We start from the raw sequence: 24,192 nt of genomic DNA on the forward strand, positions 1-24,192 counted from the left end.
TCACCGACATCCTGCGCACCGCCCGCGCCACCGGCTCGACCCCGGCCGCCGCCGCCCACTCCCGCGCCCGCCAACGCATCGAACACGGCCGCCGCTAACTCGGAAGCAGACCTACTTCCCCCCGATCAGGTCCAGTTCGCGTCGTGAAGCGGCAAGGACAACCCTGCCGCCACCCGACCGGGAGACAACGGCCAACCGCCACCCTCTTGCCCGCAGCCACGCCACCGGTATCCGGTATCCGGCCGACCCTGGAGTACATCCACATGACCCTGCCCACCAAACTCGTGATCGTCATCCGTGCCGACCTATCGGCCGCATGGGCGGTCAACGCCGCAGCCGTACTCGCGTTGAGCCTGGGCGGGCGACTGCCCCATCCACCGGCGGCGGACGCCGAAGACGGATCCGGCGAGCCGCACGTCGGGCTGAACCCCCATCCGGTGCCCATCCTGAGCGCCACCGCCGACCAACTCCGCGACCTGCACCGCAGCACACGCGCCGACGCCGATCTGATCACCGTGGCCTTCAACGAGGTCGCCCAGCAGGCCCGGACCTACGACGACTATGTGACCGCACTCGCCGCAACGCCGGCGGACGAGATCAACTACGTCGCTGTCGCGGCGTTCGGCCCGCGTAACCGGATCACCGCCCTGACCAAACGCTTCCCCCTCTACGCCCCCACCGACGCATCGATCACCGCACGGCCGGACGACACGCGCAGGAGGGCCGGCCTGTTCCCCACCACCGACGATCGCCGGTTCACGACACCCGCCACCGGCGACGAACGGCAGATGCTGCACGACATGCTGCGAGCCCAGCGCACCACGCTGACGTTGAAATGCGCAGACGTCGAGGACGCCCTGGACCGCCGATCGGTGCCGCCATCGACGCTGTCGCTGCTGGGCCTGATCCGACACCTCGCCGACGTGGAACGCCGCTGGTTCCGCCAGGTCCTGGCAGGTCAACACGCGCCCCCACGGTTCTCGTCCCAGACCAACCCCGACGGCGACTTCGACGACGCCGTGTCCGACCCAGCCTTCGTCACCGCAGCCCGGCAGGCGTGGCACGACGAGGTCACGTTCGCCGACGCGTTTATCGCCGCCGCCCACAACCTCGACATCGAGGGCAACGACACGTGGCGCGGTACCGTCTCGCTGCGTTGGGTCCTCATCCACATGATCGAGGAGTACGCCCGCCACAACGGCCACGCAGACCTGCTCCGCGAGCGGATCGACGGAACCATCGGCATGTAGCCCGTCCCGTCATGATCAGGTGCACTGTTCTCGGCACGAGCGCGTATAGGGCGGCGTAGGCCAACGGGTTGCAGAATCGAGAACGCCTGGGCCACGCTCTGCATCCATCCGGCGGCGCGATGAATGAACCGAGTACGCCGGAGACCGCGAGGACCGGCACGGCCGGGTTCCGCGCGTCGATGAGGACCGAGCTGAGCACCGCACCAGCCGCCGGCCGGGCACGGCTACTCGGCAGCGTCGCGGGTACGTGCCGCGATGCGGATGGTGGTGCCTGCGGGTCCGCTGTCGACCAGGACGTAGTCGGCCATCTGCCCGACCACCCACAGGCCCATTCCTCCCGTGCCGGACAGCGGCGGCCGCTCGGTGCGGGGAACGTAGTGGGCAGCGTCGAAGCCCAGCCCGTGGTCGGTGACCTCACAGGTGAGCTGGCCGTCCAGGAGCAGGCGTACGGCGCCGCTGCCGCCCCCGTGGCGGATCACGTTGATCAATAGTTCGTTGACCGCGGTGACCCAGCTTTCGATCTCGTCGTGGTCGAGGCCGCACCGGCGGCTGACGGCCTCGACCTCGTGTCGAACGCGGGTGAGATCGGTGAGGGTGAACGACGTCGAGAACAGGACCTTTCCGGCGGTGGGGGCATGGTGGTCGGGCGGTGGGTTCGCCACTGCTTCCCCTCTCTGTCGGACGTCGAGCGGGTGACCTTACCGGTGGCGCGACGGAGGATGGCGCTTCGAAACGGTTCACCGGACGATCAAGACATCAATGTGAGATGGGAAGGTACCCCACGCGGGCGGCACGACACTGTTGATCTCGCTGCTGGCATGCTGTCGGCCGCGTACCGGCGTCTAGGCTTCCTTCGTGGCTGATGCCGAGCTGGTGACGATTGAGGAGCGGCTGCGTCGTATCGAGGCGATCACCGACGCCGCCCTGTCGGGGCTGAACATCACCGAGTTGCTCGACGAGCTACTTGAACGGGTCCGAGACCTACTCAAGGTCGATACCGCCACCATCCTGCTGCTGGACGACCACAGCGGCGAGCTCGTCGCGACAGCGGCCAAGGGCCTGGAGGAGGAGGTACGCCGCGGCTTCCGCATCCGGGTCGGACGCGGCTTCGCCGGCCGGGTGGCGGCGACCCGCGCGCCGGTCACGATCTACGACGTGACGCCCCACGACGTGGTCAATCCCATCCTGCTCGCCACAGGCATACGTGCCCTGCTGGGCGTGCCCATGCTGGCCAACGGCAACCTGGTCGGCGTACTGCACGTCGGCTCCCTGGCCCTGCGGCGGTTCGGTCCCGACGACGTGCGGCTGTTGCAGCTCGTCGCGGATCGGGCCAGCTTCGCCAGTCAGGCCCGAGCGCAGGTTCTCGACCGGCAGGCGGCGCTGGCCCTGCAACACAGCCTGCTACCAGGCCGGCTACCCGACACCCCCGGCCTGGACCTGGCCGCCCGGTACGTACCCGGCCACGACCTGGGCATCGGCGGCGACTGGTACGACGTGTTCGGGTTGCCCTCGGGCTGGCTGGGCGCCGTCATCGGTGACGTCTCCGGGCACGGGCTGCCATCCGCCGTCGTGATGGGACGCATCCGCAGCGCGCTACGCGCCTACGCCCTCGATTCCGACTCCCCCGCCCAGGCCCTGACCTCCCTCGACCGCAAGATCCACCACTTCGAGGCGGGCACCCTCACCACCGCCGTCTATGCCCTGATCACACCCGACCGCGCGACGGTGCACCTCTCCTGCGCCGGCCATCTGCCACCGCTGCTGGCTACCCCCGGCCAACCCACCAAGCTCGTCAACCTCCCGGCGGACCGGCCACTCGGCGTGGGCCGGCCATTGGCCGAGCGCCGTACCACCGTCCTGGACCTACCGCCGGGCGCGGCGCTCATTTTCTACACCGACGGGCTGGTCGAACGACGCAACGAGCTGATCGACACCGGCATCGAACGCCTCGCCGACGCCGTGCAGTCCGGTCCGGCCGACGCGTTGTGCGACCACATCATGGCCACCGCCGAGGAGGACCCGAGCGACGACATCGCCCTGCTGGTCATCCGACGGCAGCCAGCATCGGAGTGAGCCGGCTCTGCCTGGAGCCCGAACCCGCCGACCCACTCCTGACCCGAGGCGTCCGGATCATCCCGATACGTTCAGCTTCAGCGGACGATGATCAGGTTGGCCATGTCGACGACCGGCCGGTAGCCGAGGGCGGCGTAGATCTTGTTCGAGGTCGGGTTGGCTTGGTCGGTGAACAGGCAGACCCGCGCACCCTCGGCCCGGATCCGCCGGGAAACCTCGGCGACCGCGTTGCTGGCCCAACCACGCCCCCGCTGGGCCGGCGGCGTGTACACCGGGCCTACCCGGGCCACCCCGAACGACGGCGGGTTGGCACCGGTGAGGTGCACCGGCTCCCCAGCCTCGTCGACCCAGAACCACAGCCGTCCAGCGTGGAGCCGGCGCAGCATCTCCGTGTGGTCGGGCATCTCGTGGGCACTGGTACCGCGCGGGCGGCCCGCCTGTTCGTCGGCGTCGCCCATGAAGGCGGCGAACCACTCCGTGACCAGTCCCACGTCGCCCTCGGTCGCGGCCACCAAGCTGCCCGGCACAGGTGGCGGCACCGCCAGCTCGCCGAGCTCGTGCAGCCGGGTGTGCTGGGTGACCTGGACTTCCGCCTACGCTAGCCACCGCCGCGCCCCATCGACACGGGAATATCGCACGGGCGAGAACCTGCAAGCGCCGAGCCAGCTGGCATCTTCGGCCGCACGAAGGTCGAACACCGCAGCCTGCGGCGTCCGCACCTGCCGCGAACCAAGCTCTACGCATTGTCGACGCCGGGTTCTTCGGTACGTGGTCGCAGTGTCCCGTCCCGCGAAAGCTGTCAGAATCGTCGTGATGGAGCCGGTACGCGAGCGCGAGGAGAAGGCATGAGCGACTGGAACGAGAAGATCATCACCGAGTTTCGCGCGAACGATGGGCAGGTCGGTGGTCAGTTCGCTGGCGCGCCTCTGCTGCTGTTGCACACGGTCGGCGCCAAGAGCGGCCAGCCTCGGGTGAATCCGATGATGTACCAGAAGGTGGACGGCGGCTTCGCCGTATTCGCGTCCAAGGCCGGTGCGCCCACCAATCCCGACTGGTACTACAACCTGCTCGCTCAGCCGCAGGTCCAAGCGGAGATCGGTACGGACAAGGTCGAGTTGATCGCCAGGGTTGCCGCCGGGGATGAGCGGGAGCGGATCTGGAGCGCGCAGAAGGCCGCGTATCCAGGCTTCGCCGACTACGAGCAGAAGACCACCCGCCAGATCCCCGTCGTCATACTGGAGCCTGCGCCGTAGGCAGAGAGTCATATTCACCGGTGTGCCACTCGCAGCTATCGTCGTCAGATGCCAGGTGCCCGCACCGCCGTGACCGCCCTTGTCACCCTGACGATCGTTGACGTCTTCCACACCATCGTCGCCCTCGCGGCGTACGAGCACCGGATCGGCGTAGTAACCCACGACGGGTCCGGCACGGCGGACATGCTCAACGCCATCGTGCCGCTCCGCGAGCTGTCCGCGGTCATGCTCTGTCTGCTCCTTCTCACGCCGCTCACCGCCTGGGCCGGGGTCGCCAACTGGGTCACCCGGGCCCGTAACAGCGGACCACCGGTCGCACCCCCAGCGCCAGTGAAGTCGTGGTGGATAAGCGCCACCATCGCCGCATCCCTCAATCTGATCGCAACCGTGGCACTCGTGACCACCACGGCCGCCGGCATCCAGGTCGTCCGGCGCACCCAGGCAAACCAGCAGCAAAAGGTTGTTGCCGGAGCCGCAACGGCGTAATCGACCACGTGCGGCACCGGCTGCCCCACGTCGGCGGAGGTCTGCGGGCTGCGGGCTGGTGCGGGCAGGCGGTGGAACCTGACAAACGACGTCAGCAGCCGAGCCGCTTGGTGGAGAGAGCGATGTCGTCGATCCAGAGGTCGAATTCGCCCGGCGTGGTGCCGCCCTGATAGAGCTGCCAGCCGACCTTGACTGTGTTTACCGTCGGCAGAACGAAGGGCACGTCGTTGCCGCCGTGTTCGGTCGTCGACGCGGTCAACCCCGGGATCGCCACCTCGTCGATCCACACTGTGACGCGGTTGTCCGTCGGGTCGAGTTTCCACTCGAAACACTGCCAGGTGTCCTCGGCAACCGGGGCGGACTCCCGCCAGTTGGTCCAGTCGCCGGTCGGGCCACCGTCGGCACCCACGCCCCAGAAGATTCCGGGGACTGTGGGCGCGTACTGGCCGCCGACCGGGCGGACGACCTCCGAACTGCCGGTGCCGGTCGCCTCCACCAGCGTGAAGTGCGCCCAGTCGGGGGCGGTGGGGAACGCATCGACGCGCAACCGCATCCGGCCATAGAAGCGGTTGCCCGGCGCCGCGAAATCGTCGACACGCAAAAAGGCTCGTCCGTTGTCGACAGTGTGCACGTGCAACACCTGGTTGCCGCGGCGGGCACGCTCGACGGTGAGCGTGCCGTTGCGGGTGTCGAGGCCCCAGTCCACAGTGCTGGCGCCACCACGCGGCAAACGCTCGAAGTCTTCACAGAAGAGCAGGCCAGGGGCGCACGAACGTGGGGAGGCACCCGAGGCGCCGGCCGGGACACTGCCGGCTGTGGTGCCGAGGATCAGGGCGGCGGTGAACACCGCGAGGAAACGGCGCATGGTCATCCTTCATGGCGTTGAGTCCCTACCGCGCGGGCAGGGGCCGGAATGGTGCTTCGAACATCGCGATCGCTGCTCACCACGTGGCCGGGGACACGTACGGTGGACATCCGCCCATCGTCGTGGAGATGGTTCGGCGGTACGGCGCGCGTCCGTCGTAGCGGCACTCCGCCAGCACTGCCATGCTCCCGCGCTGACCGTTCCCAGCGCGGTTGCCCCCGCGCCGCAGCGATGTTCGCCATTCCAGCACACCTGCGACCATTCGGGCAACATCGACGTTCATCACTGAGTGCGCTGCGGGCATGCCGCCGCCCACGGAACGGAACGCGCCAGCGCCTGACCCGCGTGCGCGCGTCCGGGCCACGACGGAACGATGCTGAGCAGGCACCCTGCCACCTCGTCCATGCGTTCTGGGTATAGGTTCGGTGGATGGATCTGGTCGCCGCCTGTCGGGCCTTCGTCGCCGTCAGCGGCCACGGCAGCTTCACCTCCGGCGCCGCCGCGGCAGGAATCCCCCAGCCAGTCGCCAGCCGCCGCATCGCCGCCCTGGAGGAGCACTTCGGGGCGCGGTTATTCGACCGGACATCCCGCGCGGTCCGGTTGACCCCGTTCGGGCAGGACATGCTGCCGACAGCGCGACGCCTGGTCGACCTCGCCGACGCCATGGCCGATGACGCCGAGCGGGCCCGGCTGCGGCCGCTGCGGGTCGCCGTACCCGAGATCTGCCCGCCGCACCACCTCGCCGCCCTGGTGGTCGCGGCCCGACGGCAGCGGATCCACCTGGAGGTACGGCCGGCCGGCCCGCAGGAGCGCGAACGGCTCTGCCAGACGCTCGATGTCGGTGCCGGGATCGTGGCGGTTCCGGAGGCGATGGCACCCTGGCGGGTGCCGCTCGGGCTGGCCGCCCGCACTCCCTTTCCGGCGCCGACGGTGTTCCTGGAGACGCTGCGCAGCGGCCGAGCCCGCGCGCAGGCACGCCGGCGGATCCTGATCCAGCCCGAGGACGACGTCGTGCACCTGCGGGACCCGCTGACCCGCGCCGGCCAGTCGGCCGGCCTGGCACCGACGCAGGTGTCGATTGCGCCATCTCTAGTTGACGCCGCGGCAGCGGCCCTCGTCTCCCCCGACCTGCTGCTCTGCTCCCGCCAGCAGGCCGAGGACTTTGCACTGCACTGGTGCCCCCTCGCCGGCCCACAGCTCCTACGGGGTTACGACGTCGCCGCCGGCGTCCGCGAGGACCTCGCCAACCTCCGCACAGTCCTGTACGCGGACGTCGCACGATGTCTGGGCGCGACCGGGGATGGCGCACCCGGTGCCAGTTCGACAGGAGATGCGGGATGAGCGCCACGGCCGTCGTCCGCCACGCGCGTGACCTGCTCGACGAAGCAGGGCTGCACGGCGCCTTCCTCGTCCGCGACCTCGACTCCGGCCAGGAGATCGGCTTCGACGCCGACACCCCCTACCCGACGGCGTCGCTGGTCAAGGTGCCGCTGGCGGTCGCCGTTCTGGAGCGGGTCGGGCACGGGGAAATCGACCCGGCGACGCCTGTCGACATCGCGCCGGGTCGGATCACCACCCCCGGCCCGACCGGGCTCAGCCGCTTCCGCCATCCTGCACGGATCTCTGTGGACGACCTGCTTTACCTGAGCACCTCCGTCAGCGACGGGGTCGCCGCCGACGCCCTGTTCGACCTCGTCCCGCCGGCCGCGGTCGCCGCCGAGCTGCGGCGACTGCGGATCGAGGGCATCACCGTGCGGCACCGGGTCGGCGACCTCGCCGAAACGCCGGCGGAACGCCTCGGCCCCGACGACGTACACCTGGCGCATTCCCTCGCCATCGGCGCGGCAACCCCGGGGCAGGGCCACCCCGTCGCCCAGCTCGACGTCACTCGTGCGAACGCCGGGTCGGCGCGGGCCTTCGTCGACCTGCTGCACGCCCTCTGGCGGCCCTCGACGATCCACCAGAGCACCGCCGCCCGGGTACGCGCCCTGATGGCGGACAACCTGCACCGGCAGCGACTCGCCCCGGATTTCACCTCCGACGCGTCCCGCTGGTCGTCGAAGACCGGCACCCTGCTGCACCTGCGCCACGAGGTAGGGGTGGTGGATCATGCGGACGGGCAGTCGTACGCGGTCGCCGCGCTCACCGCCTCCCGGGTGCCCGCCGTCGCGCAGCCCGGCAGCGAGGCGACGATGGCCCAGGTCGCCCGGAGCCTGCACGATCACCTGCGGACGGGCACCCTGCCCTGGTGGGGTTAGTCCGCGCTGGTGGCCCGGGATCGCCGCTCGCGCAGCGGGCCGGCACACCGTCACAACCTGGCGATCGCGACCTCGGCCGCCTGGGCGATCAGCGCGTCGTCGTAGACGGCGTCCTTCTCGTCGCGGCTGGACAGCACCGAGAGGACGATCGGCGCATGATCCGGGGGCCAGATCACCGCGATGTCGTTGCGGGTGCCGTAGCCGCCGGCACCGGTCTTGTCCCCCACGACCCAGCCGTCCGGCACACCGGCGCGGATCAGCTTGCCGCCGGTGGTGTTGCCCTTCAACCAACCGTTGAGCACGTCGCGGTCCGTCGGTTCGAGGGCGTCTCCCACGGCGTACGCCCGCAGATCCTGGGCCAGGGCACGCGCGGTGCTGGTGTCCCGCCGATCACCCGGCCTCGCCTCGTTGAGCGCGGTCTCGTAGCGCGCCGGATCGGTGACCTTGTCACCGACTCCCCGCAGTTCCTTCTCGAACCGCTGCGGCCCGCCGAGCTTGCGCAGGAGCAGGTTGCCGGCGGTGTTGTCGCTGTAGCGCACGGCCGCGTCGGCGATCGCGCGCAGCGTCATGCCCTCCGTGACGTGCTGCTCCGTGATCGGCGAGTAGGTCACCAGGTCGTCCGCCGAGTACCGCACCACCCGGTCCAACTCGGCGTCGGTGGTCTCGTCGAGGACCTCCGCGGCGGCCAACGCCTTGTACGTCGAGGTAAACGCGAACCGTTCGTCGGCCCGGTACTGCACGGTCTGGCCGGTACCGGTGTCGATCGCGAAGACCCCGAGCCGCGCGTCGAAGTTCTCCTCCAGTCGCCGGAATTCGTGGTCCCGGTCGGTGGCGGTGGACGCGGTGACCGTTGCCGCACGGTCCCGCGTCGCCTGTTCGGCGGCATCGGCGGGGCCGCACGCGGCCAGGGACACCGCAGCCATTGCGGCCACCAGACGGTGTGTCGCAAAAGTCATCATCGCTCCTTGGTCGGTGCCGTCGGTCCGGCGCGGGCGGCGCCGGTCGGGCAGGACTCGACCCTGGCAGGGATCCGGCATGCGGTCGAAGACGGAACTGGCGGTGTTCATGCTGATTTGGCATCGCCGGCGCGGCGCGGATGGATCCTGGTCGAGATCAGGCCGGTGATGCCGGGACGCCGGTCACAGCCAGTCGTGTTCGCGGGCGTACCGGGCCGCTTCGTGGCGGGTCCGGGTCTGGGTCTTACGCATGGCGTTGGAGAGGTAGTTCCGCACGGTGCCTGGCGCCAGGTGGAGTCGGACGGCCCGGACGCCAGCGCGATTGTGTGGGAGTTCGCCGAGCGCCATCCGATCCGGTGAGCCCCGGCCCACGGCGCGGACGGTTCAGACGGCGCCGCGGCGCGGTTGATGGCGGCCGTCCCACCGTTCCTGTCGCACCAGGACCGGCGCGGTCAGCAACCGGGCGATGTCGTTGGGCCACCTTCGTCACCGGCGTGTGCGACTACTGGGTGCCGGTCGCCTCCTGGGCCAGGTCGACCGGCCGCACCTTGAGTTTGGTGGCGATGCGCATCAGTGCGCGTCGGTCGGCGGGGGTGAGGGGGTCGAGCACGTACCGCCGCACCGAGCGCACGTGGGCCGGCGCGGCGGCGACAACGACGTCGTAGCCGGCGTCGGTGAGGGCGGCGATCGTGTAGCGACGGTCCACCGGGTCGGGAAATCGTACGACCCAACCTCGCTGTTCGAACCGCTTGACGACGTTGGAGAGACGGGACAGCGAGCCGTTGGCCAGGTAGGCGAGCTCGCTCATCCGCAGCCGCCGGTCGGGCGCCTCCGACATCTGGCTGAGGGTCAGGTAGTCGAAGAGGGTGAGCCCGGCCACCTGCTGCAGGGGCGACTCCAATCGGCCGGGCAGCAGCAGGACCAGCGAGGCCAGACCGGTCCAGGCGTCCTTCTCATCCGCCGACAGCCAGAGCGCCTGGTCGGTGGCGTCCTCGTCGGGGCCCGGAGTGGCGGTGGTTGCCATGCCGACACCATACCCAGCAGCCAATACTTCATGGTTGAAGTTGTGCATGCTACCATTCACTTCAAGCATGAAGTCATGAAGAGGGAGAGCAGCATGATCGAGCCACAGTTCTTCGCCACGCCCGGCTACGGCCCCTGGATGCTGGAGAACCGGCACTACCAGCAGGCCTTGCGGATCGGTGACCGCGTCGACATCTCGGGCCAGGGCGGATGGGACGACGAACTCACCTTCCCCGAGTCGCTCGAGGAGGAGATCGTCCGGGCCTTCGACAACGTCGAGCGCACCCTGGCCACGGCCGGGGCCACCTGGCGGGACGTCGTCTCCGTGGACTCCTTCCACGTTGCGAAGGCCCCGGGCCTCATCGACGAGGCGCACGGCCAGTTCATGGTGGAACAGTTCCGTAAGCGGATGGGTGACCGGTCCCCCATCTGGACCCTGATCGGCGTCGCGGCTCTGGCCGCGCCGAATATGCGCGTCGAGATCCGGGTGACCGCCGTCGTCGGTCGCCCCTGACCCGTCACGAACGACCGCGATGACGCGGTACGCCTGCGCTGGCCGGCGGAGCGGCTGTCCTTGGCGTCCGGCGAGGTGGGAACGGGGGCCCCGACACGGCGTCCCAGTTCGCGGGCACCGCGGCTGATTCCCAGCGCTATCTCGCACTGATGCTGCGCTTGCTCCAACCCTGACAAGCCGAATGCGTCTGCGGAGGAGCTGGCGGCCGAGCAGGCACACCAGCTCCTCCGGGCCGGGTTTCAGGTGGAGCAGGTGGGCATCTTCGCCACGACGCCCAGATTGCCCAGGACGCCGGAGCCACCCGGGCCACCGGGGTTGAGCAGCAGCGAGCCCTTCCGTCGCATGTGGCGTTCAGGATGTGACCTTCAGCGCGCACGCGTGGCGGACGGCTTCGCGACCCATACGGCGTCACAGCTCCGTCCGGCGAACCTTTGAGCGGTGCCCCGGTCCTTGCCACCCGGGTCGCTCGTGGAGGCGGTCAGCTCCGGGTTCGCCACGCCGTCGGCAGGCGGCCGGGCTCGACCTCGGGTCACTCCTGCGGTGCGATCAGCCGGTCGTCGGTGGCGTCGCGGACCGTGATCGCTTCCACCGGGCACGAGTCGGCGGCGTCGAGGATGACCTCGGCCGGGGAGACGACGTCGGCCAGCGGCGCGGACAGGCCGCCGACCAGGCGGAAGTGCTCGGGCGCGGTGCCGGCGCAGATGCTCGTGCCGATGCAGCGGCGCGAGTCCACCCCGATCCGCCACGCGGTACTCACCAGGCCACCGGCATGCCGAGCAGACCCCGCACCAACATGCCGCGCTTCCACTCCAGCTCTGCTTCCGGTACGGCGAGCCGCAATCCGGGCAGGCGAGTCACCAGGGTGGCGACGGCGACCTGCAACTCCATGCGGGCCAGTTGTGCGCCGAGGCAGTGGTGTACGCCGTGTCCGAACCCCAGGTGCGGTTTCTGCTCGCGCTCGAAATCCAGCCGGTCCGGGTCGGCGAAGACGGTGCCGTCCCGATTCGCCGACGACAGTGAGCCGAGAACCGGCTCACCGGCCCGGACCAGCACCCCGCCGACCTCGACGTCCTCCTTGGCGTACCTGGCGAAGGAGGATCCGACGCCGAGCGGCACGTACCGCAACAGTTCCTCGACCGCGGCCGGCACCAGCGACGGCTCCGCCCGCAGCCGAGCGAGCTGGTCCGGATTGTGCAGCAGGACGTAGACGAAGTTGGGGATCTGGGTCACCGTTGTCTCGTGGCCGGCCGCGAGCAACCCTGCCGCCAGCTCCACCAGCTCGGCCTCGCTGAGCCGGTCCTGATTTTCGTCGCGGGCTCGCACCATCGCGCCGAGCAGGTCGTCGATCTCCGGCTCGCGGCGGCGCTCGGCGACCAAACCGCCGATGTAGCCCCAGAGGTTGTTCAGGTACTCCTGGATCGTCTTCGACGGCAGGGAGGTGGTCGAGACGATCGCCTCGGACCAGATGTGGAAGCGGCCGCGGTCGGCGTACGGGACCCCGAGCAGCTCGCAGATCACCTGGATCGGCAGTGGCGTGGCGACGTGCTCCACCAGGTCGGCCGGCGGACCGAGCCGGACCATGTCGTCGACCAGCGCGTCGGCGATCTCCTGGGTCCGGGGGCGCAGCGCCTCCACCCGACGTGCCGTGAACGCCTTCGCCACCAGGCGGCGCAGCCGAGTGTGATCGGGCGGGTCCATGGTCAGCATGCCGCTGTACTGCTGGCGCGGGGTCAGCCTGGGCTCGTCGCGCTGAACGGCCGGGGCGCGACCGAACCGCACGTCGCCGAGGACCGTACGCACATCCTCATACCGGGTGGCGAGCCATGCTTCCTCACCGTAGGGGAGCTTGACCCGGGTCATCGGCTCGTTCTCGCGCAGCTCGCCATAGGTCGGATCGACGACGAGGCGGTCGGGCACACTGAACGGGTACGGCCGCGCGGGCGGAACGGCTCGGCTCTCGGTGGTCTGCGCGCTCTCCGTCATCCGAATCCCCTTCGTCGAGACAGCGTGATCCTCAGGCCGGCACCACTGTCGTAGCGACGCCGGATTACCAGCGTCAGGGCTCGCGAACAGCACACATCAACGCTCAGTAGTCTCTCGATATCGGATCGTAGCGAGAGTTGTCGATGATCGCTATGACGGCTGACGGGCGTCCGCACGCGATCGACCATGCGGGCGCCCAGGGGACGACGAGAAGTCCCAGGCGTTGACTCATGGCCAGGAAAGCGCAATTGTGTGGAAGCGCTCCCATCGACGGGCTCCTATTCGAGAGGAATGCTCGTGCGTCCCCACACAGCTCTACTCCCGGTCGTGCTCGCCACGGCCCTCGGCGGTCTGGCCCTGCCGGTGCCCGCCCTGGCCGCGGCCGGCCCGGCGCTGGCCGTCGACACCACCGCCGCCCGGCACCAGATCAGCCCGTACGTCTACGGCATGAACTTCGCCGACGAGGGGCTCGCCCGCGACCTGCGGCTGCCGGTGCACCGCTACGGCGGCAACGCCACCACCCGCTACAACTTCCGTGCCGACACCACCAACCGCGCGGCAGACTGGTATTTCGAGAACATCCCCAACGACAACCCGAATCCGGACGATCTCCCCGAGGGCTCGGAGAGCGACCGGTTCGTGCAGCAGAACAAGGCCACCGGCGCCGCCACGGTCATGACGATGCCGATGCTCGGCTGGATCGCCAAGGACCGCTCGCGGGCGTGTGGCTTCAGCGTCGCCAAGTACGGCCCGCAGGAGTCCACCGACCAGTGGGCACCGGACTGCGGCAACGGCAAGAAGCCGGACGGGTCGCTGGTCACCGGCAACGATCCGAAGGACACCAGCGTCGCCGTCGGTCCGGAGTACGCCACCGACTTCGTCAACCACCTCAAGGGACAGTTCGGCGCCGCCGCCAACGGCGGAGTCCAGTTCTACAACCTGGACAACGAGCCGGACCTGTGGCACTCCACCCACCGCGACGTCCGCCCGACCGGCCTGGGCTACGACGAGCTACGCGACCGCACCTACGCGTACGCCGCCGCGATCAAGGCCGCCGACCCCGGCGCGAAGACGCTCGGTCCCGTCGGCTGGGGCCTGAACTCGATCTTCTATTCGGGCCTCGACCAGGACACCTGCTCGCGTACCGGCTGCTGGTCGAACCCTCCGGACAAGGCCGCGCACGGCGGCCAGGACCTCGGCCCGTGGTACCTGGACCGGATGCGCGAGTACGAGCAGCAGCACGGCACCCGCATCCTCGACTACTTCGACGTCCACCTCTACCCGCAGCAGTCCGGCGTGCTCGGCGACGCGGCCGGCGACGCCAACACCCAGGCGCTGCGGCTGCGCTCGACCCGCCAGCTCTGGGACCCGACCTACGTGGACGAGAGCTGGATCAACAGCCCGGTCCGGTTCATCCCGCGCCTGCGCGAGCTGGTCGACCAGCACTACCCGGGCACGAAGGTCGCGATGACCGAGTACAACTGGGGCGGCTTCGGGTCGCTCAACGGCGCGCTCGCCCAGGCCGACGTACTCGGCATCTTCGGCCGCGAAGGGCTCGACCTGGCCACCCTCTGGACCGCACCCACGGCCGACCAACCGGTGGCCAACGCCTTCCGCATCTACCGCAACTACGACGGCAAGGGCGGCGCGTTTGGCGATACCTCCGTCCGGGCGACGAGCGCCGACCAGGGCAAACTGGCCGTGTACGCCGCCGAGCGGAGCGCCGACAAGGCCCTCACGCTGGTCGTCGTCAACAAGACCGGCGACGACCTGACCAGCCCGGTCGCCCTCACCGGTGCCGCCGCCAGCACCGCCCAGGTCTACCGGTACAGCGCAGCGAACCTCACCGGCGTCGTCCGGGAGGCCGACCTGCCGGTGACCGCCAGCGGCCTCACGGCCACCTTCCCGGCCAACTCGATCACCCACCTGGTGCTGCCGCGCACCACCACGCCCGGCGACACCCAGGCGCCCACCGCCCCGGGCAAGCCGACCGCCGGCACCATCACCAGCGACAGCGTCGCGCTGACCTGGACGCCGTCCACCGACAACACCGCCGTCACCGGCTACGACGTACACCGGGTCGACACCACCGGCACCGTCAAGGTGGGCAGCGCCACCGGCACCACGTACACGGTGACCGGACTGACGCCGGACACCCCGTACACCTTCGTGGTAACCGCCCGCGACGCGGCGGGCAACGTCTCGACGGCCTCGCCCGGCCTGACCGTGCGGACCGCGCCCACCGGCCGCTGCACCGTCGGCTACACGGCGAACAGTTGGCCGGGCGGCTTCACCGCGACCGTGACGATCAAGAACACCGGCACCACCGCGATCGACGGTTGGAAGCTCGCCTTCGACTTCCCCACCACCGGCCAGAAGGTCAGCCAGGGCTGGTCGGCCACCTGGAAACAGACCGGAACGAGCGTCACCGCGGACAGCATGAGCTGGAACGGCAAGCTCGCCCCCGGCGCATCCACCGGCATCGGCTTCAACGGCACGTGGAGCGGCACCAACCCGACGCCGACTGCCTTCACCCTCAACGGTCAACGCTGCGGGTGACCTGAGAAACCCTGCTCCGTCCCACACCGGCGGAGCAGGCCGGGAGGGTCCGGGGCCGCTGCGCCCCGGACCCTTGGCTCAGGTGACGGTCCGGGCCAGTCCCGCGACAGGACGGCTCAGAGCCCGATCACCGGGACCGTCCAGCCCGACCGCCTGAGGGCGGAGGCAACGACGATCCCGGCGACCTTGGGCACCGCCCTCGGACAGTCGCGCCAGATCGAGGGAGTGAGGTTGGCAAGGAGGCCCGCTACGGATGGCCCGGCACGGTCAGCCACCGCCGGGGCCCGGGCCCGTTGTGGTCACGGTGGATCGCGGTGAGGGCATCGATCGACAGCCGCACCATAGTGTCCACCAGTATGCCCGGGTCGACACTGCCGTCCGGCCCCAGGTCGTCGTCGACCGGCAGGTGAACGATCGGCCAGGGTGGGTCCTCGAGATAGCCCCGCATCTGTTGGTAGGCCGCGGCCATCTCCTCCTCCGGGACGTTCCACACCTCGCAGCCCCGGGCGCGAAGCCGCGCCCCAGGCTCGACGACCAGCACGAGCGGGAGGCTCGCTGTGCGCAACTCCTCGTCGAGTGCACGCAGCACCCGGTGATCGGCCAGAGACCAGACCTGACGGCGGGCGTGATTGGCCATCAGGTGCTGGGCGTGCTCAATCATCGCCGCCACACGCCCATCCTCCTCGCGCATGGCGCTCGGAGCCCGAGGTCCATAGCGAAGGTCCGCATAGCCGTAGCCAAGCGCGTGGGCGACGTAGCTGCCAAGGAACTCGGCATGGGCATACGGGAGGCCCAGCGCCAGGATCGGCGCCGGCGCGTGCGGATCGGCCGCCCGCGGCCCGCGCGGGCGCTCGTGGTCGGGTACCTGAAGGACGAACGGCGGATGGTCGATGAAGTCGTGCGCTTCCTGCTCTCGCCAAGTCAGCCCGTACGGCCCGTACAGGTCGGCCAGCAGGTGATGAACTTCCTCGCGGGCGACATCCTCGGGCAGGGCCGGCTCATGCAGGGGCTTCAGTGCGAGGTAGGTGTGCTGAAGCAGGCGGTACTGGCTTCCGCGCACCGCAGGGCGAAGCGTGACCTCCCATTCCTTGCTGCGGGACAGCAGCGCCCCGGCCACCTGAGCGGCGGGCGGCGAGTCGGCCGCCTCGATGGCCTGATCGACCCAGCGCTTAACCCGGCGAAGACCCTCCCGCAGCTCGTGCGCCGCCTGATTCTGGTACGCGATCGGACCCAGCTCCGGTGGCAGGACCCCGGCCAACTCCAGCAGCAGCACATGCGACAGTCCGGTGAGTTCGGACAGCCGCTCGAACGTGTGCAGGTCGGCGTCGGCGTCGCCGTTGAGCCAGTTTTGCAGGGTGTTGCGGCTGACGTCGATCGCCCGGGCTGCGGCGTTGACCGACAGATTCTGCTTGCGCAGCGCTTCGGCGACGACGTTGCCCCACGCGATCCGCGCCGCTGAGCGAGGGTCTGACGCTCGTTTCGAAGCCAAGATCACCACCTGACCAGCCGTTGTGCGTCCACTGACACAACTTGGCAGTCGGCGGACACGACGCGGATGGGCCGAACGGGCATATTCAAATGACCAAGGTCGTAATGGTGAGGAGCCCGTTCGTGCCCAGCATCAAGAAAGTAATGGTCACTGGCATTCCGGTCCTGGTGGCCGCGCTTGTCGGCGCCGGTGCCACCGTGTACGCCCAGAGTCGCAAGGAATCGCCAGCAAGCCTCGGTGTGGCGATCGACAACGGGAATGGAAACTGTGTCAACATGGGTAGCAATGGCACTGCGGTCTGCAACCTGGGGCCCATCGAGGAGCAGACGCCATTTCGGGCCAGTCAGGCCCCGGTGGGTGCCGGACCGTGGGCTTTCCGGGTAGCCGAAACCGTCGTCGACGGCACCGACCTGGGCCTGACCGTGCGGTCCTGCCCGTACCAGAACTGCGGCTGCAGCACCGCACTGTGCGAAAAGATCGGGCTGGCCCGAAATGCGATGCTGATCTATGCGCGGTGCCATTTCGATTCCGGATACAACGGCAACGACACGACCACCGACTGGCTGGCGATCACGTGGCCGAGCAACACGCCCGGCGACCTGACCGCACGATTCGACTCGCCCGGTGATCCGTATACCGGATGGGTCCTGGCGAAATACACGACGCCGGCCGGACACAATGGCGAGATTCCGGAGTGCCGGACGCCCGCGCGAGGCGGATGACCGGTCAGCTGACCGGGAGCGCCGCCCGGAGAACGATGTGCCGGGCGGCACCCTGGTCGTCGGCGACGGCGACCAGGAGGGCGGCCGGCATGAAGGAGAAGGCCGGAAATCCGGCGTCGGATAGGGAAGCCCGCCCCTTCGGCGCCAGACGGCCCAGGGTGACGTGCGGGCGGAAGCTGTCTCCCATCAGCTCGTAACGGTACAACTCAAGATTGCGCCGTTGGTCGTCGGTGGGGGTGAGGTGCGGCGGCATGGGCACCGGGAGCGCCAAGTCCCGGAGCCGATCGGCGATCTCGAACTGCTGGCCGAGCAGCGCCCCCGTCTTGGCGTAGCCGATCTCCACATAACCGCCCGCGGTGCACGCGAGGCTCTGCCCGGCGCAAGCGACGCCGGTCGCGTGGCGGGCCGCGCCGGCAACCCGAGCCAGCACGGCGTCCAGCGCCCACGGCTCGAACTCCGCCATGTAGAGCGTCAGGTGGGGGTGCCGGCCGTCCTCCCCGATGCGGAAGACCGAGTCGGTGGACAGCACGTCCGCCGCCAAATGAACGAGGCTTGCGGCTACGGGCGCCGACGGTTCAAGCGCGACGTTGAGACGAGTCATGTGCGCCACTATCGACCGGCACAACGCTCGATGTCCCGTCAGTCAGCTGACGCCTTTCGTCAAGCAGTGGGCACTCACCCGACGGCCGCAGGTCAAAGCCTCACCGACGTCCGTGCCGAAGTCCAGCCAGGGCGATGTGTCGCCGCACCCGACCGGCTCACCGACGCCTCTGCCACTATTGCGACCGGCCAGCCGTGCAGTTCCTCACGATGTCCGCCGGCTCACCGCCCGTCGGAGACCGCCACTGCGTCACCTTCGGCCCACCCATCGGAGCAGCACCCTGCTCGCTATCCGCAGTGGATGGCTTTCGAGGCCGTGACCGGGATCGAACCGGCGTACGCGGTTTTGCAGACCGCTCCCTGACCACTCGGGCACACGACCACGCGGAAGTGCCCCATTGCTCCGACGACTGGACTCGAACCAGCACCTGTACGGATTAACACTCCGTTGCTCTACCGATTCGGCGACGCCGGAATGGTCGCGCGTGGGCCGGGCTCGAGCCGACGGCCGCCGGTACCCCCAGACCGGCGCGCTACCGACTGCGCTACATCCTGACGCGTGCCCCCGGCGCGATTCGAACGCGCGACCCCCAGATCCGTAATCTGGTGCTCTTTCCGCTGAGCCACGGGGGCATGGTGTCGTCGGAGGGAGTTGAACCCTCCGAACGGTTGAGCGGTCGGCGGGCACCGACCCCGCTTCTTCGGTTTGGAGGACCGACGTGTCCGCCGAGTTCACCACGACCGCATGGCATTGCTTGCGTAGGCCGTACGGGGCTCGAACCCGTAACCTCCTGGCTGAGAACCAACTGAGCTGCCAGCTTGCTCCAACGGCCCATGACGTCGGCGGGGATCGCGGTCGCGTGCCCACGATCGCCACCAAACACGCCCTCCCCCGGCTCGAACGGAATCCTCGGCGACTTCACTCTCGTGCGCTACCGGTTACCTCGGGAGGGAATGAATGCGTGGAGAAGAAGGGACTCGAACCCTCGACCTCCGGTCTGCCGAACCGGCGCTCTCCCATCTGAGCTAGAACCCCATGGTCCGGGACCGGGGTGTCGAACCCCGTTTCTCTCGCTCCCAAAGCGAGCGGGTCAGCCGTCTCCCTCGTCCCGGAGGTAGTACGCCCGGCCAGCCCACGCAGGCGCCGGTCGGGTTTCACTATGCCACCACTATGGAGTTGAGAATCTGCGACGCCGCCGGCCGCAGCCGTGACGTAGAGCAGGGGCGGCAGGATTCGAACCCGCAACCTTCCGTTTTGGAGACCGGTGCTCAACCAGTTGAGCTACGCCCTCTTTGGAATTGTTCTGTAACGAGAAAGCCGCCCTGTCCCTGTCGGGGTGGGCGGCTTCGCAGCTTGCGCTGGCGCTATTCGCACCGCCACCCCGGCTTCCAGCTCTGCTCACTCGCGCACCGGTCGTGGGCTCGCCCAATCGAGGGCAGCACGACACCACCGCGCGGCATGAACCGCGTGGTTTCGGTGTGGGCGCGCTGCAACACGGCGAACTCCTTGGGTTGGTCGGGACGGCCTTGCTCATTCAAGGTAAGCGCTGTGTCGATCGGATGGCAAAGGATATTCCGAGCGACCTCCATGTGACTCGTCGAGGGTGGCGGTCAGGCGCTGCCAAGCGCTGTCGACAACGGTCCCTGCTCGCGGCCCAGCGACCGTCGTATGGCGTTCACCAGCGCGAGCTGCGCCTCGATCGGCTCCCGCATCGCCGCGGCGAACTCCTCCTCGGTCAGCGCGTCGGTGCGGGCGTCCACGGCCGCCTTGGCCAGGAACCCGCCGATCGCGGCGCCGAAGTTCTCGATCTCCCGGGCGACCGGGATCGGCGCCACCAGGCTGGCCGAGGTGAGCGCGGCGCTCCACACCGACCAGTCGTACTTCCAGTCCGACCTGGCCCAGTGGGCGCTTTTCAGCAGGAGGGTGAAGGTCGCGTACTGCCGCAACAACTCCTGATACGCGGCGAGCTGTCGGTCGCGAAGCCAGTGCCGGTTCTGAGCCCGATGGGTGAGAACGGCGCCGGCGACGACGCCGACCACGGCGGACAGACCGCCGCCCGCGCTGGTGAGGATCGATTCGAGGACCGCCATCGCAAGATTGTCCCGCAGTTCGGTCATGCCGGACAGTGGCGGGAAATCAGGCGGTCACACCAACACGTGATCTCGGTCCCGGCGGAGGAAGGACGACAGCAGTTGCCTGAACTCGTGCGGGTGCTCGATCGCCGGCACGTGCCCGCATCGGCCGAGAACGTGCAGACGCACATCAGCCAGGTGTTCGAGCAGGGGCTCTACTGCCGTCGGGAGCGGGGTGACGCGGTCCTCGGCGCCGTGAACGAGCAGCACGGGCGCGCGGATGGCTGCCAGCGTCTGCGCCGAGAGGGTGAGATCGTCGACCCACCGTGCCCTGGGTGGGGGGAACAACGACGCGAATGCGGCCGCCCCCGCTCGCATCGCAGCCGCACGGGCGTCGACGGCCGCGTCGGTCACGAGCGCTTGGTCGAAGACGAGGCGACTCAGCATGTCCCGTGCCCCGAGCGGGCCGGCGGGGGCGGCCCAGACCGCGTCGAGCTCCGCGGACAGCGGCGCCCCGGGGGCGCCCATCGTCGAGACCGCCACGACACGGGTGACCTGCTGGGGGCGCGCGGCCGCCAACGCCAGCGCCACGGCACCGCCCATGGAGTGACCCACCACGGCGTAGTGCTCGATCCCGAGAGCATCCATCAGGCCCGCGGCCTGCTCCGTCCACAGCCGGAGCCCACCCCTGGAGCCCGCCGGGACAGGTGTACGGCCGAACCCCGCCTGGTCGGGAGCCACCAGGTGCCAGGACGCACCCAGCGCCTGCGCCGTCGTTGCCCAGGCGCCGGACCCGGTCGTGCCGGGTCCGGAGCCGTGCAGCATCAGCACCGCGGGACCGGTGCCGCTCTCCAGAAGGTGGACGGGGGAACCGTCGACTGTGACGGTCCGAAGTGCCGTCACCGGGGCAGGCCAGGTGTGCTCATGCCGATGCGGGATTGACGGACTTCGAGAAGACCTCCATCATCGCCCTGCCGAACTGCGGCATGTCGGGCCACCCCCGGCAGGAGACGAGGTTGCCGTCCACCACGTCGGGAGCGTCGATGACCGTGGCGCCCGCGTTCTCCATGTCACCGGTGATGGGCGGGAAGCACGCCGTCTTCCGACCCTTCAGCAGCCCGTACACCGCTGGTACCTGCGCGCCGTGGCACACCAGCGCGATGGGGAGGTTGCGCGCGAAGAAGTGCTCGGTGATGCGCCTGACGTCGGCGTCGACCCGGATCCATTCGGGGGCGCGTCCGCCGGGGATGATGAGGGCGTCATAGCGCTCGACGTCGACCTCGGCCCAGGGCACGTCGACAGGCAGCTTCCGGCCGTTCTTCTCTACGTAGGCGTCGGAGTTGGGGTCGAACTCGTGGATGACCAGTTGCACGTCACGCATCGTCCGTGACGAGACGTCGACGTCCCAGCCGCCCTCCTGCACGCGATAGTAGGGATACATGGTGTCGAGTTCCTCGGCGGCGTCGCCGGTCAGGAGCAGCGCTCTGGGCACCTGCTTCTCCTCGCATGTGGGGGCGGTGTGGTGGATCCAATCCGATCCGATTGGATCCAGTCAGCATTCCTGGGCCCCGCCCGCCCGTCAAGCCTCTACCGCCATTCCGCCCGCGTCCGCGGCCTCGTCGAACAGTCGTCGGAAACGCTCGCCGGAGCGCAGGATGTGCCGACGCATCGCGTAGGCGGCGGCGTCCGGGTCACGCGCGGCGATCGCGGCCACAATTTCCTCGTGCTCGGCCATGGCCAGGTGAGTGACCTGGGCGTCGTGGTGAAGCCGGAAGAGGTGCACGTGGCTGTGCAGGCGAGCGAGCGCTTCCCGGATGACGTGGTTCTCCGCGCTCAGGGCGACGAGATCGTGAAAAGCGGCGTCGCGTAGCCCGAAGGCGCCGTAGGCCATGGGCCCGTTGCCCTCCTCCAGCTCCGCCATCTCCTCCAGCATTCGTCGCAGGCCGGCCACCTGCTCGGAGGATGCGCGTTCAGCGGATCTGCGCGCCGCTGCCGGCTCGAGAAGCAGGCGGACCTCGAGCATGTCCTCGAAGCGGTGGCGGGTGATCTGAGGGGGGATGCGGTAGCCAGCATGGGGCACACGCACGACCAGACCCTCGGCCTCCATGCGGTTCAGAGCGTCTCGGATCGGCGTCTGGGAGACCCCCAGCTCTCGGGCCAGGACGTCGATCGTGACGCGGGAGCCGGGCTCGATCCGTAGCGACATCAGCTGTCCGAGCAGCGTGTCGTACACCTCGTCGGCAAGCCGGCCGCCAGATCTTCCCGGCGGCGTCGCGCCCGTCACGGCCCTACGGCCCCGCGCGATCATCGCATCGTCGTCCATCGTGACGTGAGGTCCTTTCCTGCGTCTTCGGGAACCTGTTGACATCAGTCACAACGCTGCGACATGCTGACGCCCCCACTCGATCGTATAGGAAACGTGGACCGAAGATCTTCTCGGTGCCATGACCAGTACATCGCGGCGTACTCGTGACGCCGGTCCGCGGGTCGACCCCCGCGACAGTCCGGCGACGCGCCTGAACCACCTGAGCAACTGCTCGGCGAAGCACATAGCGAGGCCCTAGAAGTCCGAAATCAGAAAGCAGGCACGAAGATGCAGCGAATAGGACGAACATCGAGTTCCCGGCGAAAGGTGCAGCTGGCGGCGGCGGCCATGCTGCTGGTGGCCACGACCGTGACGGCTTGCGGCGACAGCCCGGACGACGGCGCGAAGGCGAGCGCCCCCAAGGCACCGGCGACCATCCCGGAGCTCACCACGGACCCGCTGACCCTCAGCTTCATCTGGTTCGACTGGCCCCCCGCCCAGGCACTGGAAGCCTTCGCGAACGCGGAGTACAAGAAAGAGCGGCCGAACGCGACCATCAAGGTCAACACCGTGCCGAACGCGAACTGGCACGACGCGATGTTCACCCAGTTCGCCGCGCGCAAGACCGACTTCGACATCGCGATCCTGGACTCGCAACACATCGGCGAGGCCGTGACGAACGGCAACATCCTCGACATCACCGACTTCGTCAAGCAGAACATCGACGTCAATGCCTACAACCCGTACCTGCTGGCGGCCTACGGCCAGTTCCCCCAGGCGGAGACCGGCAAGCGCGACGAGAACGCCAGCCTGTACGGACTGCCGCTGCTCGGCGACACCTGGACGATGATCTACCGCAAGGACCTGATCGGCGACAAGCCACCGCAGACCTGGGACCAGATGATCTCAGCCGCCGAGAAGTGCCAGGCGGACAACCCGGGCGTCAGCGGGCTGGCTTTCCACCAGGCCAACGGCTCCGACGCCGCGGCCGTCACCTACAACACGGTCAACGGCGTCTACGGCGGCAACCTCTGGGACGCCAAGACGCGCAAGATCGACGGCGTTCTCAACGACGCCGCAGGCCAGGAGGCGATGGACGTCCTGGTCAACAAGATGAAGCCGCTGACCGCCAAGGGCTCCGGCAACTGGTTCATCGACGAGGTGAACGCGGCGGTCGCTCAGGGCAAGGCCTGCATCGCGTTCAACTGGATCGCCGCGAGCGGCGGCCTGCTCGACCCGAAGCAGTCGACGCTCGGCACCACGCGGGAGCAGATTCTCGACAAGCTGGGCTTCGCCACCCTGCCGAGCCAGAAGACGAACCTGGTCCCGCTCGGCGGCATGGGGATGCACGTGTCGGCCTACTCCTCCTCGGCGAACCAGGCCGAGGCCCTGAACTTCATGAAGTGGTTCGAGCAGGCTGATGTCCAGAAGAAGTGGGCCGCGGCCGGTGGTGTGCCGTCGCGTACGGACGCAATCCAGTCGCCCGAGTTCCTCAACGCCGGGCCGTTCAACAAGGTGTACGCCGACTCGGTTCCGCGGATGCGGGACATGTGGAACGTGCCCGAGTACGCGCGCCTCGTCGACATTGAGAACACCAACGTGAACGCGGCTCTCAACGGCGCGAAGAAGCCGAAGGATGCGCTCGACGACATCGCCAAGGAGCAGCAGAGCGTGCTCGACTCGAGCAACCGCAAGGGCGGCGGCGGACTGTGAGTGACAGTGCCCCTCTGACGACCGATCAACCCGGGCGGGTGGCGTCCGCGACGCCACCCGCACCGGGTCG

General features: G+C 69.0%; 23 protein-coding genes, 6 tRNA genes and 1 pseudogene. 10 read left to right on the plus strand and 20 right to left on the minus strand.

What is annotated here, in order from left to right:
* Nucleotides 1–263 precede the first annotated feature (263 nt).
* Nucleotides 264–1,250 (plus strand): DUF664 domain-containing protein, encoded by a 987-nt coding sequence (locus ABZU52_RS08630; protein WP_354970444.1) that lies wholly within the window; start codon nt 264–266, stop codon nt 1,248–1,250.
* 224 nt (nt 1,251–1,474) lie between these two features.
* Here ABZU52_RS08630 and ABZU52_RS08635 read toward each other — a convergent pair whose 3' ends face one another.
* On the minus strand, nt 1,475–1,912 hold the full coding sequence (locus ABZU52_RS08635; protein WP_354970445.1) for an ATP-binding protein: 438 nt from the start codon (nt 1,910–1,912) through the stop codon (nt 1,475–1,477).
* Nucleotides 1,913–2,105: 193 nt separating this feature from the next.
* Here ABZU52_RS08635 and ABZU52_RS08640 point away from each other — a divergent pair, with 193 nt between their 5' ends.
* Nucleotides 2,106–3,323, plus strand: a complete 1,218-nt coding sequence (locus ABZU52_RS08640; RefSeq protein ID WP_354970446.1) for a GAF domain-containing SpoIIE family protein phosphatase — start codon at nt 2,106–2,108, stop codon at nt 3,321–3,323.
* Nucleotides 3,324–3,400: 77 nt separating this feature from the next.
* Here ABZU52_RS08640 and ABZU52_RS08645 read toward each other — a convergent pair whose 3' ends face one another.
* Nucleotides 3,401–3,850 (minus strand): GNAT family N-acetyltransferase, encoded by a 450-nt coding sequence (locus tag ABZU52_RS08645; protein WP_354970447.1) that lies wholly within the window; start codon nt 3,848–3,850, stop codon nt 3,401–3,403.
* A 318-nt stretch (nt 3,851–4,168) separates the two neighbouring features.
* Here ABZU52_RS08645 and ABZU52_RS08650 point away from each other — a divergent pair, with 318 nt between their 5' ends.
* Together ABZU52_RS08650 and ABZU52_RS08655 are read left to right on the plus strand one after the other, a co-directional pair.
* Nucleotides 4,169–4,576 (plus strand): nitroreductase family deazaflavin-dependent oxidoreductase, encoded by a 408-nt coding sequence (locus ABZU52_RS08650; RefSeq protein WP_354970448.1) that lies wholly within the window; start codon nt 4,169–4,171, stop codon nt 4,574–4,576.
* Between the two features lie 48 nt (nt 4,577–4,624).
* A complete protein-coding gene (locus ABZU52_RS08655; RefSeq protein ID WP_354970449.1) occupies nt 4,625–5,062 on the plus strand; it encodes a hypothetical protein in 438 nt (145 codons plus the stop codon).
* A 91-nt stretch (nt 5,063–5,153) separates the two neighbouring features.
* Here ABZU52_RS08655 and ABZU52_RS08660 read toward each other — a convergent pair whose 3' ends face one another.
* Nucleotides 5,154–5,927, minus strand: coding sequence for a hypothetical protein (locus ABZU52_RS08660; RefSeq protein ID WP_354970450.1), 774 nt, complete (start codon nt 5,925–5,927; stop codon nt 5,154–5,156).
* A gap of 429 nt (nt 5,928–6,356) precedes the next feature.
* On the opposite strand from ABZU52_RS08660, the gene ABZU52_RS08665 reads away from it, so the two are divergent.
* Both ABZU52_RS08665 and ABZU52_RS08670 read left to right on the plus strand, forming a co-directional pair.
* Complete coding sequence (locus ABZU52_RS08665) at nt 6,357–7,268, plus strand: LysR family transcriptional regulator (RefSeq protein ID WP_354970451.1); 912 nt, start codon at nt 6,357–6,359, stop codon at nt 7,266–7,268.
* The gene (locus ABZU52_RS08670) at nt 7,265–8,185 is read left to right on the plus strand and encodes a serine hydrolase (RefSeq protein WP_354970452.1); all 921 of its coding nucleotides are present in this window, start codon (nt 7,265–7,267) and stop codon (nt 8,183–8,185) included. The genes ABZU52_RS08665 and ABZU52_RS08670 overlap by 4 nt, the downstream gene beginning before the upstream one ends.
* A 50-nt stretch (nt 8,186–8,235) precedes the next feature.
* Here ABZU52_RS08670 and bla read toward each other — a convergent pair whose 3' ends face one another.
* From bla to ABZU52_RS08685, 3 genes and pseudogenes are all read right to left on the minus strand, one after another.
* Nucleotides 8,236–9,141 carry a class A beta-lactamase gene (bla, locus tag ABZU52_RS08675; RefSeq protein WP_354970453.1) on the minus strand — a complete coding sequence of 302 codons (906 nt, stop codon included), beginning with the start codon at nt 9,139–9,141 and terminating at the stop codon, nt 8,236–8,238.
* Nucleotides 9,142–9,324: 183 nt separating this feature from the next.
* A pseudogene (locus ABZU52_RS08680) lies at nt 9,325–9,447 on the minus strand (LuxR C-terminal-related transcriptional regulator); the annotation flags it as partial.
* 196 nt (nt 9,448–9,643) lie between these two features.
* Nucleotides 9,644–10,165, minus strand: coding sequence for a MarR family transcriptional regulator (locus ABZU52_RS08685; RefSeq protein WP_354970454.1), 522 nt, complete (start codon nt 10,163–10,165; stop codon nt 9,644–9,646).
* Between the two features lie 93 nt (nt 10,166–10,258).
* Between ABZU52_RS08685 and ABZU52_RS08690 the strand changes: the two genes are divergently transcribed.
* Entirely contained in the window at nt 10,259–10,678 is a 420-nt protein-coding gene (locus ABZU52_RS08690) for a Rid family hydrolase (protein WP_354970455.1), read from the plus strand.
* A gap of 529 nt (nt 10,679–11,207) precedes the next feature.
* Here the strand turns inward: ABZU52_RS08690 and ABZU52_RS08695 are convergent.
* Both ABZU52_RS08695 and ABZU52_RS08700 read right to left on the minus strand, forming a co-directional pair.
* Complete coding sequence (locus ABZU52_RS08695; RefSeq protein ID WP_354970456.1) at nt 11,208–11,435, minus strand: ferredoxin; 228 nt, start codon at nt 11,433–11,435, stop codon at nt 11,208–11,210.
* A complete protein-coding gene (locus ABZU52_RS08700) occupies nt 11,432–12,661 on the minus strand; it encodes a cytochrome P450 (RefSeq protein WP_354970457.1) in 1,230 nt (409 codons plus the stop codon). The genes ABZU52_RS08695 and ABZU52_RS08700 overlap by 4 nt, the downstream gene beginning before the upstream one ends.
* A gap of 291 nt (nt 12,662–12,952) precedes the next feature.
* On the opposite strand from ABZU52_RS08700, the gene ABZU52_RS08705 reads away from it, so the two are divergent.
* Nucleotides 12,953–15,220 (plus strand): glycoside hydrolase family 44 protein, encoded by a 2,268-nt coding sequence (locus ABZU52_RS08705; RefSeq protein WP_354970458.1) that lies wholly within the window; start codon nt 12,953–12,955, stop codon nt 15,218–15,220.
* A gap of 247 nt (nt 15,221–15,467) precedes the next feature.
* Here ABZU52_RS08705 and ABZU52_RS08710 read toward each other — a convergent pair whose 3' ends face one another.
* On the minus strand, nt 15,468–16,718 hold the full coding sequence (locus ABZU52_RS08710; RefSeq protein ID WP_354970459.1) for a helix-turn-helix transcriptional regulator: 1,251 nt from the start codon (nt 16,716–16,718) through the stop codon (nt 15,468–15,470).
* A gap of 113 nt (nt 16,719–16,831) precedes the next feature.
* On the opposite strand from ABZU52_RS08710, the gene ABZU52_RS08715 reads away from it, so the two are divergent.
* On the plus strand, nt 16,832–17,431 hold the full coding sequence (locus tag ABZU52_RS08715) for a hypothetical protein (RefSeq protein ID WP_354970460.1): 600 nt from the start codon (nt 16,832–16,834) through the stop codon (nt 17,429–17,431).
* 4 nt (nt 17,432–17,435) lie between these two features.
* On the opposite strand, the gene ABZU52_RS08720 is transcribed toward ABZU52_RS08715, so the two are convergent.
* From ABZU52_RS08720 to ABZU52_RS08770, 11 genes are all read right to left on the minus strand, one after another.
* The gene (locus ABZU52_RS08720) at nt 17,436–17,972 is read right to left on the minus strand and encodes a hypothetical protein (protein ID WP_354970461.1); all 537 of its coding nucleotides are present in this window, start codon (nt 17,970–17,972) and stop codon (nt 17,436–17,438) included.
* Nucleotides 17,973–18,342: 370 nt separating this feature from the next.
* Nucleotides 18,343–18,413 (minus strand) — tRNA-Cys (locus tag ABZU52_RS08725).
* Between the two features lie 19 nt (nt 18,414–18,432).
* Nucleotides 18,433–18,506, minus strand: a tRNA-Asn gene (locus ABZU52_RS08730).
* An 85-nt stretch (nt 18,507–18,591) separates the two neighbouring features.
* Nucleotides 18,592–18,664, minus strand: a tRNA-Arg gene (locus ABZU52_RS08735).
* Nucleotide 18,665: 1 nt separating this feature from the next.
* Nucleotides 18,666–18,776 (minus strand) — tRNA-Gly (locus ABZU52_RS08740).
* 15 nt (nt 18,777–18,791) lie between these two features.
* A tRNA-Glu gene (locus ABZU52_RS08745) sits at nt 18,792–18,865 on the minus strand.
* 385 nt (nt 18,866–19,250) lie between these two features.
* Nucleotides 19,251–19,323 (minus strand) — tRNA-Trp (locus tag ABZU52_RS08750).
* Nucleotides 19,324–19,642: 319 nt separating this feature from the next.
* Nucleotides 19,643–20,122, minus strand: coding sequence for a hypothetical protein (locus ABZU52_RS08755; protein ID WP_354970462.1), 480 nt, complete (start codon nt 20,120–20,122; stop codon nt 19,643–19,645).
* A gap of 54 nt (nt 20,123–20,176) precedes the next feature.
* Nucleotides 20,177–21,007, minus strand: a complete 831-nt coding sequence (locus ABZU52_RS08760) for an alpha/beta hydrolase (RefSeq protein WP_354970463.1) — start codon at nt 21,005–21,007, stop codon at nt 20,177–20,179.
* A 19-nt stretch (nt 21,008–21,026) separates the two neighbouring features.
* Nucleotides 21,027–21,596: a DJ-1/PfpI family protein gene (locus ABZU52_RS08765; protein WP_354970464.1), complete on the minus strand. Its 570-nt coding sequence runs from the start codon at nt 21,594–21,596 to the stop codon at nt 21,027–21,029.
* A gap of 87 nt (nt 21,597–21,683) precedes the next feature.
* Complete coding sequence (locus tag ABZU52_RS08770) at nt 21,684–22,427, minus strand: GntR family transcriptional regulator (RefSeq protein ID WP_354970465.1); 744 nt, start codon at nt 22,425–22,427, stop codon at nt 21,684–21,686.
* Between the two features lie 309 nt (nt 22,428–22,736).
* Here ABZU52_RS08770 and ABZU52_RS08775 point away from each other — a divergent pair, with 309 nt between their 5' ends.
* The gene (locus ABZU52_RS08775; RefSeq protein WP_354970466.1) at nt 22,737–24,122 is read left to right on the plus strand and encodes an extracellular solute-binding protein; all 1,386 of its coding nucleotides are present in this window, start codon (nt 22,737–22,739) and stop codon (nt 24,120–24,122) included.
* Nucleotides 24,123–24,192: the final 70 nt, after the last annotated feature.

The sequence above is a fragment of the Micromonospora sp. NPDC005220 genome (assembly GCF_040607895.1).
Taxonomy (GTDB): domain Bacteria; phylum Actinomycetota; class Actinomycetes; order Mycobacteriales; family Micromonosporaceae; genus Micromonospora.